22 protein-coding genes and 1 riboswitch are annotated in these 17,481 nt (G+C 45.5%); of the genes, 16 read left to right on the forward strand and 6 right to left on the reverse strand.

The features are described from left to right. Positions 1 to 141: 141 nt before the first annotated feature. Positions 142 to 969, forward strand: coding sequence for an ABC transporter ATP-binding protein (locus ACQVGT_RS04330; RefSeq protein ID WP_010886609.1), 828 nt, complete (start codon positions 142 to 144; stop codon positions 967 to 969). A 24-nt stretch (positions 970 to 993) separates the two neighbouring features. Continuing rightward, on the forward strand, positions 994 to 1,281 hold the full coding sequence (locus ACQVGT_RS04335) for a YusU family protein (protein ID WP_003228549.1): 288 nt from the start codon (positions 994 to 996) through the stop codon (positions 1,279 to 1,281). 19 nt (positions 1,282 to 1,300) lie between these two features. On the opposite strand, the gene ACQVGT_RS04340 is transcribed toward ACQVGT_RS04335, so the two are convergent. Then, positions 1,301 to 2,188, reverse strand: a complete 888-nt coding sequence (locus tag ACQVGT_RS04340) for a LysR family transcriptional regulator (protein ID WP_015384599.1) — start codon at positions 2,186 to 2,188, stop codon at positions 1,301 to 1,303. 133 nt (positions 2,189 to 2,321) lie between these two features. On the opposite strand from ACQVGT_RS04340, the gene ACQVGT_RS04345 reads away from it, so the two are divergent. Then, entirely contained in the window at positions 2,322 to 3,062 is a 741-nt protein-coding gene (locus tag ACQVGT_RS04345) for an SDR family NAD(P)-dependent oxidoreductase (protein WP_015483673.1), read from the forward strand. Between the two features lie 18 nt (positions 3,063 to 3,080). Then, positions 3,081 to 3,464, forward strand: coding sequence for a tautomerase family protein (locus ACQVGT_RS04350; RefSeq protein WP_015483672.1), 384 nt, complete (start codon positions 3,081 to 3,083; stop codon positions 3,462 to 3,464). 35 nt (positions 3,465 to 3,499) lie between these two features. Here the strand turns inward: ACQVGT_RS04350 and mdtP are convergent, their stop codons facing one another. The 4 genes from mdtP to ACQVGT_RS04370 form a co-directional block, all read right to left on the reverse strand. After that, positions 3,500 to 5,125 carry a multidrug efflux MFS transporter MdtP gene (gene mdtP, locus ACQVGT_RS04355; RefSeq protein ID WP_015384597.1) on the reverse strand — a complete coding sequence of 542 codons (1,626 nt, stop codon included), beginning with the start codon at positions 5,123 to 5,125 and terminating at the stop codon, positions 3,500 to 3,502. Beyond that, on the reverse strand, positions 5,122 to 5,592 hold the full coding sequence (gene mdtR, locus ACQVGT_RS04360) for a MarR family transcriptional regulator MdtR (protein WP_014665318.1): 471 nt from the start codon (positions 5,590 to 5,592) through the stop codon (positions 5,122 to 5,124). Before mdtR ends, mdtP begins: the two co-directional genes overlap by 4 nt. A gap of 159 nt (positions 5,593 to 5,751) precedes the next feature. Then, positions 5,752 to 6,084 carry a spore coat protein gene (locus ACQVGT_RS04365; protein ID WP_003222766.1) on the reverse strand — a complete coding sequence of 111 codons (333 nt, stop codon included), beginning with the start codon at positions 6,082 to 6,084 and terminating at the stop codon, positions 5,752 to 5,754. A 12-nt stretch (positions 6,085 to 6,096) separates the two neighbouring features. Then, entirely contained in the window at positions 6,097 to 6,342 is a 246-nt protein-coding gene (locus ACQVGT_RS04370) for a hypothetical protein (RefSeq protein WP_003228567.1), read from the reverse strand. 94 nt (positions 6,343 to 6,436) lie between these two features. Between ACQVGT_RS04370 and ACQVGT_RS04375 the strand changes: the two genes are divergently transcribed. Then, positions 6,437 to 7,345: a proline dehydrogenase family protein gene (locus ACQVGT_RS04375; protein WP_015384595.1), complete on the forward strand. Its 909-nt coding sequence runs from the start codon at positions 6,437 to 6,439 to the stop codon at positions 7,343 to 7,345. A 24-nt stretch (positions 7,346 to 7,369) separates the two neighbouring features. Here ACQVGT_RS04375 and ACQVGT_RS04380 read toward each other — a convergent pair whose 3' ends face one another. Continuing rightward, positions 7,370 to 7,516, reverse strand: a complete 147-nt coding sequence (locus ACQVGT_RS04380) for a YuzL family protein (protein WP_003240817.1) — start codon at positions 7,514 to 7,516, stop codon at positions 7,370 to 7,372. A 174-nt stretch (positions 7,517 to 7,690) separates the two neighbouring features. Here ACQVGT_RS04380 and ACQVGT_RS04385 point away from each other — a divergent pair, with 174 nt between their 5' ends. The 11 genes from ACQVGT_RS04385 to metP all read left to right on the forward strand — a co-directional run bounded on the left by ACQVGT_RS04385 (position 7,691) and on the right by metP (position 17,480). Further along, positions 7,691 to 10,060, forward strand: a complete 2,370-nt coding sequence (locus ACQVGT_RS04385) for a 3-hydroxyacyl-CoA dehydrogenase/enoyl-CoA hydratase family protein (RefSeq protein WP_015483671.1) — start codon at positions 7,691 to 7,693, stop codon at positions 10,058 to 10,060. Positions 10,061 to 10,070: 10 nt separating this feature from the next. Beyond that, the gene (locus ACQVGT_RS04390) at positions 10,071 to 11,246 is read left to right on the forward strand and encodes an acetyl-CoA C-acetyltransferase (RefSeq protein WP_015384592.1); all 1,176 of its coding nucleotides are present in this window, start codon (positions 10,071 to 10,073) and stop codon (positions 11,244 to 11,246) included. A gap of 14 nt (positions 11,247 to 11,260) precedes the next feature. Further along, positions 11,261 to 13,045: an acyl-CoA dehydrogenase FadE gene (fadE, locus tag ACQVGT_RS04395; protein ID WP_015483670.1), complete on the forward strand. Its 1,785-nt coding sequence runs from the start codon at positions 11,261 to 11,263 to the stop codon at positions 13,043 to 13,045. Positions 13,046 to 13,155: 110 nt separating this feature from the next. Further along, positions 13,156 to 13,512, forward strand: a complete 357-nt coding sequence (locus ACQVGT_RS04400; RefSeq protein WP_015384590.1) for an arsenate reductase family protein — start codon at positions 13,156 to 13,158, stop codon at positions 13,510 to 13,512. Between the two features lie 66 nt (positions 13,513 to 13,578). Continuing rightward, positions 13,579 to 13,962, forward strand: coding sequence for a glycine cleavage system protein GcvH (gcvH, locus tag ACQVGT_RS04405; RefSeq protein ID WP_003222781.1), 384 nt, complete (start codon positions 13,579 to 13,581; stop codon positions 13,960 to 13,962). A 55-nt stretch (positions 13,963 to 14,017) separates the two neighbouring features. After that, entirely contained in the window at positions 14,018 to 14,254 is a 237-nt protein-coding gene (locus tag ACQVGT_RS04410; protein WP_003228581.1) for a YusG family protein, read from the forward strand. 77 nt (positions 14,255 to 14,331) lie between these two features. Then, entirely contained in the window at positions 14,332 to 14,694 is a 363-nt protein-coding gene (locus tag ACQVGT_RS04415; RefSeq protein ID WP_015483668.1) for a toprim domain-containing protein, read from the forward strand. A gap of 1 nt (position 14,695) precedes the next feature. Further along, complete coding sequence (locus tag ACQVGT_RS04420; RefSeq protein ID WP_003228585.1) at positions 14,696 to 15,016, forward strand: thioredoxin family protein; 321 nt, start codon at positions 14,696 to 14,698, stop codon at positions 15,014 to 15,016. Between the two features lie 106 nt (positions 15,017 to 15,122). After that, the gene (locus ACQVGT_RS04425; protein ID WP_003228587.1) at positions 15,123 to 15,467 is read left to right on the forward strand and encodes an SCP2 sterol-binding domain-containing protein; all 345 of its coding nucleotides are present in this window, start codon (positions 15,123 to 15,125) and stop codon (positions 15,465 to 15,467) included. A gap of 114 nt (positions 15,468 to 15,581) precedes the next feature. Next, positions 15,582 to 15,688, forward strand: a riboswitch (SAM riboswitch). Between the two features lie 105 nt (positions 15,689 to 15,793). Next, complete coding sequence (gene metN / locus ACQVGT_RS04430; RefSeq protein WP_003242531.1) at positions 15,794 to 16,819, forward strand: methionine ABC transporter ATP-binding protein MetN; 1,026 nt, start codon at positions 15,794 to 15,796, stop codon at positions 16,817 to 16,819. After that, positions 16,812 to 17,480 (forward strand): methionine ABC transporter permease MetP, encoded by a 669-nt coding sequence (gene metP / locus ACQVGT_RS04435; protein WP_003228593.1) that lies wholly within the window; start codon positions 16,812 to 16,814, stop codon positions 17,478 to 17,480. The genes metN and metP overlap by 8 nt, the downstream gene beginning before the upstream one ends. The last annotated feature ends 1 nt before the right edge of the window (position 17,481 follow it).

The raw sequence follows: 17,481 nt of genomic DNA on the forward strand, positions 1-17,481 counted from the left end.
CTGCTACAATGAGGGATATATGACCATATCAAATGGCTGAATATCGGAATCACTTGCATTGATGACAATTGACTTAAAAGCATGTATATAGAAAACGTGCAATACATAGTGCTGCTAAAAAGCCAGCAAAAAGGAGCGGTTATGGGTATGAGTGCAATTTCTACAGAAACGCTGAGCTTAGGATACGGGGATGCCGTTATTATTGATGAGTTGAATTTAACAATTCCCAAAGGTGAAATTACCGTATTTATTGGCAGCAATGGCTGCGGAAAATCGACACTTTTACGTTCATTAGCGCGCCTGATGAAGCCGAGAGGCGGTTCAGTACTGCTGGAAGGAAGAGCCATTGCCAAGCTTCCGACGAAGGAAGTCGCAAAAGAGCTCGCAATCCTGCCCCAAGGTCCTTCGGCTCCAGAGGGGCTGACGGTGCATCAGCTGGTGAAGCAAGGAAGATATCCTTACCAAAACTGGCTGAAGCAATGGTCAAAAGAGGATGAGGAAGCAGTTGAAAGAGCGCTTAAAGCAACAAAGCTTGAGGACATGGCTGACCGCGCCGTTGATTCTTTGTCAGGCGGACAGCGCCAGCGGGCTTGGATCGCGATGACGCTTGCCCAGGAAACGGATATCATCCTTCTTGACGAGCCGACGACGTATTTAGACATGACGCATCAAATTGAAATTCTTGATTTGCTGTTTGAGCTGAATGAAAAGGAAGACCGGACGATTGTTATGGTTCTCCATGACTTAAACTTGGCGTGCCGCTATGCGCATCATCTTGTGGCCATAAAAGACAAACGGATTTATGCAGAAGGCCGTCCGGAAGAGGTCATCACTTGTGATCTTGTGCAAAATGTGTTTTCTATGAACTGTCAGGTTACACAGGACCCGCTCTTTGGAACGCCTCTTTGCATTCCTCATGGCAGGGGCAGATGCATTGTCCAGGAAGCGGCTTTCACATCACATGGATAAATAACGCAGCGAAGGAGCTTTCAATTGAGAAAGCTCCTTGCTGTTTTTTCGAAAGGAAGATGGAAAATGGAACAAAAACTTCAGGAGCAGCTGGATGGATTGCTGGAGAAGTATACTGAGCTTCTGCTTGGTGAAACAAACGATGAGCTAAAAGAAGAAGTGAAGCAATGGATTTTGTACACCCATATAGCCAAAAGCATGCCTCCGCTCGCTAAGCATTGGAATGCGACATACCCCGACGCAAAGCAGGGCATTAAAGAGATCATTCAGCATATTAAGGAGTTAAATGAAGCGCATCGAAACAAACAATAGCCAAAAAGCAGTCTGTTCATTATAGCAGACTGCTTTTTTGTGATTCAGCCGTTTTATCTGGCGCAAAGGAATCCATAAAGGTTCTCAGCGCGCTGCTGATAAACGAATCTTTTCGAACAATAAACTCTGTTTTCATCTGGCTGAGAGCTTCAGGCAACGGGTACAATCGAATTGATCCTTCTGCTTCATGTTTCTGCACAACCGTTCTTGGCAGCAACGAGATGCCAAGACCTGCTGTAACCCCGCCGATAATTGCTTCAAGCGTCCCAAATTCCATAATGACCGGCTGTGTGACACCGACGGAGCGCAGCCATTTTTCAAGTGTTTCTCGATACGAGCAGCCTGTGCTGTATACGAGAATCGGCTTTGTGATGGCTTCCTCAACATCGGGCACGGAGGCAGCCGAAACAACTACTGGTTCTTCCTCAAATGCAGGATAGGATTCGAGCTCAGGATGATTGCATTCGCATCCGATAAACGCGCCGTCCAATTCATAACGAAGAACTTTATCAAGGAGAAATTGCGTATGTCCTGTTGTTAAAGACAACTGGACGTTTGGATGTTCTTCATAATAAGATGCCAGTAGCTTTGGTAGCCTTACCGCGGCTGTTGTCTGAGTGGAGCCGATCATAAGCGGCCCGCTTGGTTCTGCGGAGGATGAGAGCGCTTTAGACGCTTCATCAAGAAGGCCAATAATTTTATTTGCGTAGTCCAGCAGTAATTTTCCGCTTGCAGAAAGTGTCATGCCCCGATTATGGCGCAAAAACAGTGTGGTACCCAGTTCAGCTTCCAATTGCTGAATTCTGGCCGTGACATTCGATTGCACATAGCCAAGCCGCAGGGCTGCTTTCGTAATGGTCCCTTCAAGGGCTACCATTTGAAACACACGTAAATCTCCGCTTTCCATTTTGAACTCCTCCGTTCGTTTGCTATCAATCTGAGTGATATCTAGTATCTTTAACAATCATTATACGTAACATCAAAGCTGGATTACAATGGAATCAGAAATATACTTTAGTCAACAGCAAGGAGTGGCGGCAATGAATGTCTTGAACAAAATAGCTCTCGTAACGGGGGGCGGCACAGGAATCGGAAAAGCAGCCAGTATGGAATTGGCAAAGCGCGGGGCGATTGTGGCGGTGAATTATTCACGCTCGCAATCAGAAGCGGAGGAAACAGTGGAAATGATTCAAAAAGCTGGCGGGCAAGCCTTCGCCATCCAAGCAGATGTATCCAAAAACAGCGGCGTGCAGGAAATGATTCAAGCAATCGTGAACACACACGGCACGGTTGATATTTTAGTCAACAATGCCAGCATTACACGGCATATTCCAATGGATAATCTTGAGGCTGCGACAGAAGACGTCTGGGATGAGCTGTATGCCGTCAATGTGAAAGGGATGTTTTTCTGCGCGAGAGCAGTGGTTCCGTTCATGAAGAAAAGCAAGGCCGGGGCGATCGTAAACGTCGGCAGCATCGCAGGGGTAACTGGTGCGGGCTCATCTATGCCTTATGCAGTATCAAAATCGGCGGTGCACGGTTTAACGAAATCATTGGCCCACGCCTTAGCGCCTGAAATCAGAGTGAGCGGTGTAGCACCAGGAGCTGTGGCAACGAGATGGTGGGCTGGCCGGGAAGAAAAAATGAAAAGCATGATCGGCTCTTTGCCGCTGCAGTGTATTGCTGAACCAGATGATGTTGCCAAATTGATTTGTTCACTAATTGAACAGGAATCACTCACAGGCCAAATTATCACAATTGACAGCGGACAGACGCTGTAAAGAAAGGGATGCAGGGAGATGCCATTTGTACAGATTCATTTACGGTCGGGAAGAAGCGAAGCGTGGCTTCAAAAACTGAGCAGGACTATCCACCAATCGATGATTGAAGAAATCAATGTGCCGGAAGATGACTATTTCCAAGTCATCAGACAATATGAAAAAAGCGAATTTTTTTATGATCCATTTTATCTCCAAGTCGAGCGTACTGATGAACTGATATACATTCATTTTACACTGAAACAGTCAAGAACAACTGAACAGAAAAAAGCACTTTACCGCTCAATCGCGAGTCGGATTCATTCCGAGCTTGGTGTCAGAAAAGAAGATGTGTTTATCATGCTGGCCGGAAATCAGGCTGAGGATTGGTCTTTCGGAAATGGAAGAGCCCAGATGATTGAATAAAAACCCCCGCGGATTGATACCCGCGGGGTGCTCTATTAATGGGAAGGTGATTCAACGGCTTTTGCCGCTTTCTCTTTTTCTTGTTGGTCTTCCGTTTTCTTATTTGATAGCTTGATAGGTTTTAAGAACAAGGTGAATACGGCTCCGACTGCGATAAAGATCAGGCCCGTATAAAACACGCTGTGGAGCGAATCCATCAACGATGTTTTTAAAATCGGCACAATATGGGATGAGAAAGCCGCAGGGATTTGTTTGACTGCGTCCGGACTGAACAGTGATTGCAGCAGTCCTTGCGGATTTGTATCAATCATACCCTTTAGCTGGGCGGCAAACGAGCTTGCCTGTGCCGGAAGAGAGTCTAAATATGGCACCAATTTATCTGTTAATAGATTTCCTGATCTCGCATTCATTACGGCTCCCAGCATGGTAATGCCGAATGTTCCGCCGATAGAACGGAAGAATTGGCTGGATGAAGTGACAACTCCAAGCTCCTCCTTCGAAAAGCTTTCCTGTAAAGCCAATGTCAGAATCGGCATAACAAGACCCATTCCCAGACCAATAATCGCCATAAAAGATGTAGCGACAAGCTTGCTTGTATCGAGATCCAATGTCGTTAACAGCAGGAATCCGCCGGCCATAACCAGCATGCCTGTAATGATTTGCGGTTTAATCCCAATTTTATAAACAAGCTGTCCGCCGATGATACTTGTGATAATCATAGAAATCATCATCGGTGTCATAATTGTACCCGATTCAGACGCACTTACACCGACAATTCCCTGCATAAAGAAAGGAACAAACGTAATGGCGCCAAACATACCGATACTCATAAAGAAGCCGATCAAGTTTAGAAATGTAAATGTTCTGTTTTTAAATAAATACATTGGCAGGATTGGCTCTTTTGCTTTTGATTCTACGATGATAAAGCTGACAATGCCGATCAGTGCGAGAGCGAACAATCCAAGAATCTGCCATGAATCCCATGCATAATCTTTTCCGCCAAAGCTTAAGGCGAGCAGGAGGCTGACCACCCCGACAATCATTGTGAAAATACCAGCGATGTCGAAGTTGATCGGACCAGTCTGCTGGCGTCCCTGTAATCCTCTGGCAATAAAAATAACCGCAATAATTCCGACTGGCAGGTTAATATAGAAAACCCATTTCCAGTTTAACGAGTCTACAATCCAGCCGCCGATTTGCGGCCCAATCACTGAAGCCAGCCCGTAAATTGCGCCAAAGACACCTTGGAATTTAGCACGCTGTTTTCCTGTGAACAAGTCACCGATGACAATCATCGCCATCGGCATCATGATGCCTCCGCCGATTCCCTGCAGTCCACGGAAGATAATCAATTCTGTCATGTTGTTGGCCATTCCGCACAAAGCAGAAGCGGCCATAAAAATAATCAAACCTGATACATAGACAATGCGGCGTCCCAATAAATCAGCCAGTTTACCGGCAATTGGAACAATGGTTGTTGATGTTAACAAATATGCAGTTGTCAGCCAGGTCATCATGCTTAAACCGCCCAGATCACCGACAATTTTCGGCATGGCCGTTCCGACAATGGTACCGTCAAGGGCTGAAAAAAACATGGCAATAATTAAGCCTGTTATTAATAACGTTCGTTTTGATTGTTTGCCTTCTTTACTCATTTTCATCCATTTCCTCTTTTCATGTTTTGCTTTTCATCCGTTTCTGCTGCTGCTTGTGCGAGCTTTGCTGTAATATGCGCCGCCTGCAGCATCTCCTCCTCCGTCAAAAAGGAAAGATAGCGCGCCATAATGGCCTTTCTGCCTGCCAAAATCTCCTCGAACTTTCTGTCTCCTTCGTCAGTAAGACTGAGATCAATTACTCGCCTGTCTTTTGTGTTGTGTGTTCTGGCGATAAGATTTTTTTGTTCAAGGCGATCTGCCATCAGCGTCACTGCGCTTGGCTTCACCTCCATACGCTCGGCAATTTCAGAAATTTTGAGGCTGCCGTGTTTCTTTAGGCTGGCCAGCACAAACAGCTGCGCTGGGGTGACACCTTGTTTCTCCATGCTTTCCAGCATTTCAGGCTGTATCTTTTGAAAGAGCGCCTGAAGCGATAATTGGATATCGGACATTAACTGATCCGCACTCTTCATATTCAATTCCCCTCTGTTACATACACTGTATATATATTTTGATAACAAAATAGTTAATGCTTATTAAATATAAATAAGCGTAAATGAAAAGTCAACTGATTTTACACAAAAAAAAAGGATAGATGCCCGAAAGAACATCGTATCCTTTTACTGATATTGTTATTGCTGATAAGGAGACTGCTGCTGAATGGTCTGCTGGAATTTTTGATAGGACTGCTGCAGCTTTTGTGCATCCTCCGCTTCAACAGAATACCATCCATATTGGAACATGAGGTCATACAGTTTTCTTTGCGCTTTTTGTGACTCATCAAAAATGGATTGAATATCCTGATAAAGAGACTCGTGGCTGAATTCGTGCAAGGCAGTGCAATAAGCTGTTGTCATGTATTTTTCGGTTGTCAGCAGTTCGTTGACGAAATCTCTGTCATTCATTTCCGATGTTGTCGGTACAGGTGTCTGCGGGTTGCTGATTTTTTGATTTTGCTGATTCATTCTGGCGCCTCCTTATTGGATGTAGCCGGACTGCTGCTGGCCTGGCTGCAGATGCTTTAATATTCTTTGATAGTGATCATGATGCATGTGTCCGACGCGGTCGAGTTCTTGTTTTAACGTTTGATCCTGGCACTGCTGCGCCATGAAATGCGCTTTTTTCATCGCGAGCAAATTCCAGTTCAGCATGTCATTGAGATACAAATGATCCTTTGTCGAAATAACGGAAGGCGGCATTTGAGATTGCTGCTGATTATCCATTGTGATCCTCCTTTGGTTTCTGTTCATTTTATAGTTTCCTTCAGACTGGGAGTTATATACAGGTGTTTTGAAGATGACGGCGGGAGGGAGTCGGATGTTGAGACATGTGTTTTTATTCTTATCTCAAAATAAAACACTTACCAAGTTCGCAAAAGCATACGGAACGCGGCTTGGAGCACGAAGGTTTGTCGCAGGGGATACGATTGAATCGGCGGTTAAGACCGTCAAAAGGCTAAACAGATCCGGTTTGTGTGCAACAATTGATTATTTAGGCGAGTATGCAGCTTCGGAAAAAGAAGCGAACCAAGTCGCAGAGGAATGCAAGAAAGCCATTCAAGCCATTGCCGAACATCAATTGGATTCAGAGCTTTCACTTAAGCTGACCTCAATCGGGCTCGATCTTTCAGAAGAACTTGCTCTTACTCATTTGCGCGCCATTCTTTCCGTTGCGAAGCAATATGATGTTGCTGTGACCATTGATATGGAAGACTATTCCCATTATGAACAGACACTTTTTATTTACAGGCAATGCAAACAGGAATTTGAGAAGCTCGGCACGGTCATTCAGGCGTATCTGTACCGGGCGGCAGAAGATATCAGAAAGATGCGGGACTTAAAGCCGAATCTCAGACTTGTAAAAGGCGCTTATAAAGAATCTGCGGCTGTAGCGTTTCCTGACAAAAGAGGAACGGACCTTCATTTTCAGAGCTTAATAAAGCTGCAGTTGTTAAGCGGGAACTACACGGCAGTCGCCACACATGACGATGACATCATTGCATTTACGAAACAGCTCGTCGCCGAACATCAAATCCCCGCGTCGCAATTTGAGTTTCAAATGCTATACGGCATCAGGCCGGAGCGTCAGAAGGAACTCGCCAAGGAAGGCTACAGAATGCGTGTGTATGTCCCATATGGAACGGACTGGTTCAGCTACTTTATGAGAAGAATTGCCGAACGGCCTGCCAATGCAGCGTTTGTGTTAAAAGGAATTTTGAAAAAGTGAAAGCAGCCGCGGGAAGCAGCTGCATTATGATTGTTCCATGTTATGTTTTTTATACTGCTGATTTTGACTTGTCCGTTTTCCGCCGCCGTAATGCTGAGTCGGACCGGCATCTCCCTTTACGCTCGCCGCGCTGACTGCCGCTGAAGACGGATTTTTTTTCTCTCGTACCATTCCCTTCACCTCCGGGCTTAAGTTGCCCGACTTTTATAGGCTTCATACAAAAAAATAACAAATTAGCTATTGAAGTCGAACCGGAAATCTTTTAAGATGAAAGAAGAAACGGGTTTTATTTTTTTTGGTCAAAAAATGAATGACTATTCATTCAATGTTCAAGGGGGATATCTCATGCACAAACACATTCGGAAGGCAGCCGTTTTAGGATCGGGGGTAATGGGTTCCGGGATAGCGGCGCATTTGGCTAACATCGGAATTCCTGTCCTGCTGCTAGATATTGTGCCGAACGATTTGACAAAGGAAGAGGAAAAAAGGGGGCTGACGAAGGACAGTCCGGAGGTGCGCAGCAGGCTGAGCCGGCAGGCGGTGAAAAAACTGCTGAAACAAAAGCCCGCTCCCCTCACATCAGCGAAAAATACCTCCTATATTACACCTGGCAATCTGGAGGATGATGCAGAAAAACTGAAAGAAGCAGATTGGATTATTGAGGTCGTTGTCGAAAACCTTGAAGTCAAAAAGAAAATTTTCGCTCTTGTGGATGAACATCGAAAGACTGGAAGCATCGTTTCAAGCAACACATCCGGCATATCAGTGCAGGAAATGGCTGAAGGCCGGTCGGATGATTTTAAAGCCCATTTTCTCGGAACGCATTTTTTTAATCCCGCACGCTATTTAAAGCTGCTGGAGATCATCCCAATTAAGGAAACCGATCCTGATATTTTAAAGTTTATGACAGCTTTCGGAGAAAATGTCCTCGGGAAAGGCGTTGTTACAGCAAAGGACACACCGAACTTTATCGCAAACCGCATCGGGACGTACGGGCTTCTCGTGACAGTCCAAGAAATGCTGAAAGGCGGTTATCAGGTCGGGGAGGTTGATTCGATCACAGGACCGCTGATCGGCAGGCCGAAAAGCGCCACCTTTAGAACGCTTGATGTGGTCGGCCTCGATACATTCGCCCACGTTGCCCGAAATGTGTATGACAAAGCTGATGGCGATGAAAAAGAAGTGTTTCGCCTTCCAAGCTTCATGAACGATATGCTGGAAAAAGGGTGGATCGGAAGTAAGGCCGGCCAAGGCTTTTATAAAAAAGAAGGAAAAACGATTTATGAGCTTGACCCAGTGACGCTTACTTACGGCGAGCGGACAAAAATGAAATCACCGGCACTTGAAGCGGCAAAACAGGCAAAAGGGACAAAAGCCAAAATGAAAGCGCTTATTTATACGGATGACAGAGCGGGCAGATTGCTGTGGAATATCACTTCTCAAACCCTGCTTTACTCAGCCGAGCTGCTTGGCGAGATTGCCGATGATATTCATGCGATTGACCAAGCCATGAAGTGGGGATTCGGCTGGGAACTGGGACCTTTTGAAATGTGGGACGCCATCGGCCTCAAGCAGTCAGCGGAAAAGCTTGAGCAGCTTGGAGCAGATATGCCTGGCTGGATAAAAGAGATGCTGGATAAAGGAAATGAAACCTTCTACATCAAAGAGAACGGAACGGTATTTTATTATGACCGCGGCGAATACAGAGCCGTGAAAGAAAACAAAAAACGAATTCATTTACAAGCACTTAAAGAAACAAAAGGCGTGATTGCGAAAAACAGCGGAGCAAGCTTAATTGACCTTGGAGATGATGTGGCCCTTCTTGAATTTCATTCGAAAAGCAATGCGATTGGCCTTGATATCATTCAGATGATCCACAAAGGGTTAGAGGAAACAGAGCGGAATTATAAGGGGCTTGTCATCGGCAATCAAGGGAAAAATTTCTGCGTCGGCGCGAATCTTGCCATGATCTTAATGGAAGTCCAAGACGACAACTTTTTGGAAGTTGATTTCGTGATACGCCGTTTTCAGGAGACGATGATGAAGATCAAATACAGTGCGAAACCGGTCGTCGCCGCGCCATTTGGCATGACGCTCGGCGGAGGAACGGAAGTATGCCTGCCGGCGGCGCGCATTCAAGCGGCAAGCGAAGCCTATATGGGACTTGTGGAATCCGGTGTCGGCCTCATCCCTGGCGGAGGGGGTAACAAAGAGCTGTACATCAACCATCTTCGCCGCGGCCTTGATCCGATGAATGCGGCAATGAAAACATTTGAAACGATTGCGATGGTGAAAGTGTCCGCTTCCGCTCAAGAGGCTCGTGAGATGAACATCTTAAAAGAAACGGATCAGATCAGCGTGAATCAAGACCACCTGTTATACGATGCGAAGCAGCTGGCCGCATCTTTATACGATACCGGCTGGCGGCCGCCTGTAAAAGAAAAGGTCAAGGTGCCGGGAGAAACCGGTTATGCGGCACTCTTGCTTGGCGCTGAGCAGATGAAGCTGTCCGGCTATATATCTGAGCATGATTTCAAGATCGCGAAAAAACTCGCTTATGTCATTGCGGGCGGAAAAGTGCCGTTTGGTACAGAGGTAGATGAAGAGTATTTATTGGAGATCGAAAGAGAAGCGTTTTTGAGTTTGGCAGGAGAGGCAAAATCTCAAGCGAGAATGCAGCATATGCTTGTGAAAGGTAAACCTTTACGGAATTAGGAGGGAGCTTATGAAAGAGGCAGTCATTGTGTCAGGTGCAAGAACACCGGTTGGAAAAGCAAAAAAAGGATCGTTGGCCACCGTTCGCCCGGATGATTTGGGAGCGATTTGTGTAAAAGAGACACTGAAACGGGCAGGCGGCTACGAAGGCAATATTGACGATTTGATTATTGGCTGTGCAACGCCTGAAGCGGAGCAGGGGCTTAATATGGCGAGAAATATCGGTGCGCTCGCGGGCTTGCCGTACACGGTTCCAGCGATTACAGTTAACCGTTATTGCTCTTCAGGCCTTCAGTCTATTGCATATGCAGCAGAAAAAATTATGCTTGGCGCCTACGATACAGCGATCGCCGGCGGAGCAGAATCCATGTCGCAAGTTCCGATGATGGGGCATGTTACCCGTCCGAACCTTGCTTTGGCAGAAAAGGCACCGGAATATTATATGAGCATGGGGCACACAGCCGAGCAAGTCGCGAAAAAATACGGCGTCTCCCGTGAGGATCAAGACGCGTTTGCCGTTCGCAGCCACCAAAACGCCGCTAAAGCCCTTGCAGAAGGGAAATTTAAAGATGAGATTGTACCTGTCGAAGTGACGGTGAGAGAAATCGGAGAAGACCATAAGCCTATGGAAAAACAGTTTGTGTTTTCTCAGGATGAAGGTGTTCGCCCGCAAACGACTGCAGACATCTTATCGACATTGCGCCCGGCCTTTTCCGTTGACGGGACGGTGACTGCGGGCAATTCCTCGCAGACGAGTGACGGAGCGGCGGCTGTCATGCTGATGGACCGGGAAAAAGCCGATGCTCTTGGCCTGGCGCCGCTTGTGAAATTCCGGTCCTTTGCGGTAGGCGGCGTGCCGCCGGAAGTGATGGGAATCGGACCGGTGGAAGCGATTCCGCGCGCTTTGAAGCTTGCCGGACTTCAGCTGCAGGACATCGGCTTGTTTGAACTGAATGAAGCTTTTGCCTCACAAGCCATTCAAGTAATCAGGGAATTGGGAATTGATGAAGAAAAAGTGAATGTCAACGGGGGCGCAATCGCGCTTGGACACCCGCTTGGCTGTACGGGCACAAAGCTTACACTCTCACTCATCCATGAAATGAAACGGAGAAACGAGCAATTTGGAGTCGTGACCATGTGTATCGGCGGCGGGATGGGAGCGGCCGGTGTATTTGAATTATGCTAAAGGGGGAAAAACAAATGGCAAAAAAAGCGGCTGAAGTACAAAAAGGCGGCGGATTTTTAATCGAGGATGTCACATACGATCAAATGTATACACCGGAGGATTTCACTGACGAGCATAAAATGATTGCGAAAACAACAGAGGATTACATCGAGCAAGATGTTCTTCCTCATATAGATGATATCGAAAACCATCAATTCGAGCATTCTGTCAGACTGTTGAAGAAAGCGGGCGAACTAGGGCTGCTTGGCGCCGATGTGCCGGAAGAATACGGAGGGCTCGGCCTTGATAAAATCAGCTCGGCACTCATCACTGAGAAATTTTCGCGTGCGGGAAGCTTTTCTCTTTCTTATGGCGCGCATGTCGGTATCGGTTCCTTGCCGATCGTCTTTTTCGGATCAGAAGAACAAAAGAAAAAATATTTGCCTGGACTCGCTTCAGGCGAAAAGATCGCCGCTTATGCTCTGACTGAGCCTGGCTCTGGGTCTGATGCACTTGGAGCAAAAACAACAGCTGTGCTGAATGAAGCAGGAACCCATTATGTATTAACAGGGGAAAAACAGTGGATTACCAACTCTGCCTTTGCCGATGTATTTGTGGTTTACGCTAAGGTAGACGGCGACAAGTTTTCAGCCTTTATTGTAGAAAAAGAGTTCCCGGGTGTCTCGACGGGACCGGAAGAAAAGAAAATGGGAATCAAGGGATCATCGACAAGAACCCTCATTCTGGATCAAGCTGAAGTGCCAAAGGAAAACCTGCTCGGAGAAATCGGCAAAGGGCATGTCATCGCCTTTAATATTTTAAACATCGGCCGTTACAAACTGGCGGTTGGCACAATCGGCGCATCTAAACGCGTCATCGAGCTGTCTGCGGCATACGCAAATCAGCGCCGCCAATTTAAAACGCCGATTGCTGGTTTTTCATTGACACAGGAAAAAATCGGGACAATGGCCTCAAGGCTGTATGCGATGGAAAGCTCTGTATACAGAACCGTCGGGCTGTTTGAAGACAATATGAGCCAGTTCACGGCTGAAGATCTCAAGGACGGCCGGCAAATTGCCAAATCGATTGCGGAATACGCCATCGAATGCTCTCTGAATAAGGTATTCGGCTCTGAAACGCTTGATTATATCGTTGATGAAGGCGTGCAGATTCATGGAGGCTACGGCTTTATGCAGGAATACGAAGTAGAAAGGGCCTATAGGGATTCAAGGATCAATCGGATTTTTGAAGGCACAAACGAAATCAACCGGTTAATCGTGCCAAGCACCTTCCTGAAAAAAGCGCTTAAAGGCGAGCTGCCTTTATTCGAAAAAGCGCAGTCGCTGCAGGAAGAACTCATGATGCTTATGCCTGAAGAGCCTGGAAGCGGCGTCTTAGAGCAGGAGAAATATATCGTCAAGCAAGCCAAAAAAATTACGTTGTTTGCTGCCGGCCTAGCCGCGCAAAAATACGGAAAAGCGATCGATCGTGAGCAAGAAATTCTCGTGAACGTAGCGGATATCGTCAGCAATGTATACGCAATGGAATCAGCCGTGCTCAGAACGGAAAAGGCCATTGCCGCACAAGGCGCTGAAAAAGCAGCGCAAAAGGTGCTGTACACAGAAATTTTCGTTCAAGAGGCCTTTAACGAAATTGAAGCGCATGCGAAGGAATCCCTTATCGCAATGGAAGAAGGAGATTCACTCCGCATGATGCTTTCCGCTCTGCGCAAGCTGACACGCGTAACGCCTAAAAACGTGATTCAGAAAAAACGCGAGGCGGCGGCAGGCATTTTTGAGGCTGAGAAATATATTGTCTGATTGGCCATGAGCTCCGCATGCGCGGAGCTCTTTTTTAAGAAGCACTGTTTTAGGTTTTTAAAACAAACTGTGTTAAAATAACCTCGATTATTTTATTGAGGGGGAAGAAGATGTCGTTAACTTTTTACTGGTACCCTAAATGCGGAACGTGCCGCCAAGCAAAGAAGTGGCTTGAAGAGCATGGGAAAGAAATAAACGAAATACATATTGCTGAGCAGCCGCCAAGCAAAGAAGAATTAAAAGCGCTTTATGAAAAAAGCGGGCTGGATCTCAAGAAATTTTTCAACACGAGCGGCATGAAATACCGCGAGCTCAATCTCAAGGAAAAGCTGTATCACATGTCAGAGGACGAACAGCTCGAGCTGCTGGCTTCAGATGGTATGCTGATCAAACGCCCGCTTACAACAGACGGCGAAAAAGTGACTGTCGGATTTAAAGAAGACCAATTTGAAGAAAACTGGGCTTAATGTAAATTTTTTTTGAAAAGTGTGGTATCTTCTAATTATAGTGCTGTAAAAAATGGAGGGATTCAATTGAGCATACCAAAAGATTTGCGTTACTCAGGAGAACACGAGTGGGTAAAAGTTGAAGGAGAAAAAGCCAGAATCGGAATTACGCATTTTGCCCAGTCCGAATTAGGCGACATCGTGTTTGTCGAACTTCCTGAAGTGGGCGCTGAAATCAAAGCGGACGAGCCATTCGGCAGTGTTGAATCCGTTAAAACGGTATCTGAGCTTTATGCACCGATTAACGGAACGGTTGTGGAAGTAAACGAAGATCTTGATGACAGTCCGGAATTCGTCAACGAATCTCCGTACGAAAAAGCATGGATGATCGTCGTTGAGCCATCTGACGCTTCTGAAATTGAAAAACTGATGACAGCAGAGCAATACGAAGAGATGACACAAGAAGACTAAAACAGGATAGCCGTAAAAGCAATTGGACACGCTAACGTTATGGGAGGTGTCCAATATGGCTTTCGACAAACAAAAGCTCGATGTCACCAATGACGTGACAGGCCGCTTTCAAAATGGCCGGCTCTCGTTATATCATGATAATGAGATGATCGGCCAAATGACAAGCATGAATGAATATGAGCTTAAGTCCGGTTATTCCTTTGAAAATGAGAAATTTTATAAGACAGCCGATGTGGTCTCTGGAGACGACGCAAAATATGTAGATTGTGACTACGAAAACGGCTGGTGTTAATGTTGGCGGTGAATTTCACTGCCTTCTTTTACAATCTGAACGTTTCAAATTTGACGCGGCAGGTGAACAAGATGAAGATGGATGAGCTGGAAAAGGTTATGATTGTCGAGGGGAAATCAGATAAAGAGAAAATCGAAAGCGTCCTGAATGAGCCGGTGCGCATTATCTGCACAAACGGAACAATCAGCCAGCTGAGGCTTGAGGAATTGGCTGACGAGCTTTATGATAAAGACGTCTATATATTAGTTGATGCTGATGAATCAGGTGAGAAATTGAGAAAACAGCTGAAGCGTGAATTTAATGAAGCCTGCCATCTCCATATCGACAGAGCCTATAAGGAAGTAGCGGCTGCGCCCAGGCACCATGTCGCCTCTGTATTGCTGCGTGCGAATCTGAATGTCCATACTATTTTTCTTGAAAGAAAGTCCCGAGGTGTATAGCATGAAAGAACTCCAAGAACACGAACTTGACCACATTGAAGATGATGTGTACCTTCTATATTTATATACTCCGTTTTGCGGCACCTGCCAGCTTGCAAGCAAAATGCTGACAGTGGTGAAAGAAATGCTGCCTGATGTCGCCTTCTATCAAAACAATGTCAATTACTCTCCGACATTCGCAAAAGCGTATCAAATTGAAAGCGTCCCTTGTTTTCTGCTGTTTAAAGGCGGAAAGATGGTCGAAAGAGGATATGCATTTCATTCCGTTTCTTATTTATATGAGCTGATCAAACAAAAATCATCTTCCGCATCCCATTTATGACATATTTCTCAGCATATCCAATGAAATTGTCGTTCGTTTTATAAAGGGGTTCTTGCGACAAAGAGAGAAATGTGTATGTATGACCAACAAATAGGAGGTTGTACATATGGAGAAAGCGGAAGTTTTAGAAGATGAGTATCAGCATCTGTTTTTAAAACCCCTTTTGAATGCCTCAACATTGCTCATTACCTTCCAAGGAGAAGCAGAAGCCTTAACCGTCTCAATAAACGAACAGGGAGAAATGAAAAAAGTTTCCCCGCCCCAAACGTCCAACCTGACCTTTTACGGAAACCAAACGGAAATTATTGATTTATTGCACGGAGACATTTCCCTTCAGCACCTGATTCAGAGCGGAAGCCTCAAAGTAAAGGGATCATTCAGGGCCCTGTTAAAACTGGAAGCCATTCTCTGGCTGACAAATGGATTTTTTCAGAGGATTTTAAAAAATTAAAAAATAATAAATTATTATAATAGTAAAAGTTGACATCATTTATTTTATTGACATTTAATCATTCGCCGTGCTATTCTACATTAAGAATTTCCGGACGAAAAAGACTATATATTTCTCTTATCAAGAGAGGTGGAGGGAAGTGCCCTATGAAGCCCGGCAACCATCAACGCTGTTGAAATGGTGCCAATTCACACGAAGCGTTCAGCTTTGAAAGATGAGAGAAAGGCATTTTATATAAGCCTTTCTGCTCAAGTGTGCAGAAAGGCTTTTCTTTTGCAGAAAAAACCGGAAGATTTCTTAGAATAGTGTTAAGGCAGGTGATTGCTTTGATCAATCTTCAGGATGTTTCAAAAGTTTACAAATCGAAACATGGAGATGTCAATGCTGTCCAAAATGTCTCGCTTTCCATTAAAAAAGGTGAGATTTTTGGAATTATAGGATATAGCGGAGCTGGTAAGAGTTCCTTAATCCGTCTGCTGAACGGCCTTGAGAAACCAACCTCAGGAACCGTGGAAGTGGCGGGAACCAAGATTAACGAAGTAAATGGACGCGGTTTAAGAAAAGCACGCCATGAGATCAGTATGATTTTCCAGCATTTCAATTTGCTTTGGTCGCGGACTGTCAGAGATAATATCATGTTTCCTTTAGAAATTGCCGGGGTGAAAAAGAGCGAGCGGATCAAGCGCGCCAATGAACTGATTAAACTGGTAGGTTTAGAAGGAAAAGAAAAATCATATCCGTCCCAGCTGAGCGGCGGTCAGAAGCAGCGTGTCGGAATTGCCAGAGCGCTTGCAAACAATCCGAAGGTTCTCCTTTGTGACGAAGCGACATCAGCATTAGATCCGCAAACGACAGATTCAATTCTGGATCTATTGTCCGATATTAATGAAAGACTCGGTTTGACGATTGTGCTGATTACGCACGAAATGCATGTCATCCGTAAAATCTGCAACAGAGTCGCCGTCATGGAAAACGGCAAGGTGGTCGAAGAAGGCGAGGTTCTCGATGTCTTTAAAAATCCAAAGGAACAAATGACAAAACGATTTGTTCAACAGGTGACAGAGCCGGAAGAAACGAAAGAGACGCTTCAGCATCTTCTTGATGATACAGCATCAGGAAAAATGGTTCAGCTCACATTTGTCGGTGAGTCAGCTGAACAGCCTCTGATTACAGAGATGATCAGAAACTTCAATGTCAGCGTTAATATTCTGCAAGGGAAGATTTCGCAGACGAAGGATGGGGCTTACGGTTCACTGTTCATCCACATTGACGGAGACGAGGAAGAAGTGCAAAACGTGATCCGATTCATTAATGACAAACAGGTGAAAGCAGAGGTGATCACGAATGTTTGAAAAATACTTCCCGAACGTTGATTTAACTGAATTATGGAACGCGACATATGAAACACTTTATATGACGCTGATTTCTTTACTGTTTGCTTTTGTCATCGGGGTCATCCTCGGCTTGCTGCTCTTTCTGACGAGCAAAGGAAGCCTCTGGCAGAATAAAGCGGTCAACTCTGTGATTGCGGCCGTTGTTAACATATTCAGATCGATTCCATTCCTTATTTTAATTATTTTACTATTAGGTTTTACGAAATTTTTAGTCGGCACGATCTTAGGGCCAAACGCCGCATTGCCGGCGCTGGTAATCGGCTCGGCACCATTTTACGCGCGCCTTGTTGAAATCGCGCTACGTGAGGTGGATAAAGGTGTGATTGAAGCCGCTAAATCAATGGGCGCGAAAACGTCTACGATTATTTTCAAAGTGCTGATTCCGGAATCAATGCCTGCTCTTATTTCTGGCATTACGGTTACTGCCATCGCTTTGATCGGCTCAACGGCAATTGCCGGAGCCATTGGTTCAGGAGGCCTTGGAAACCTTGCGTACGTAGAAGGATATCAGTCTAATAACGCTGATGTTACCTTCGTTGCTACTGTGTTTATTTTAATCATCGTGTTTATTATTCAAATCATCGGTGATCTAATAACAAATATTATAGACAAACGATAAG

The organism is Bacillus sp. SCT118 (assembly GCF_058566435.1).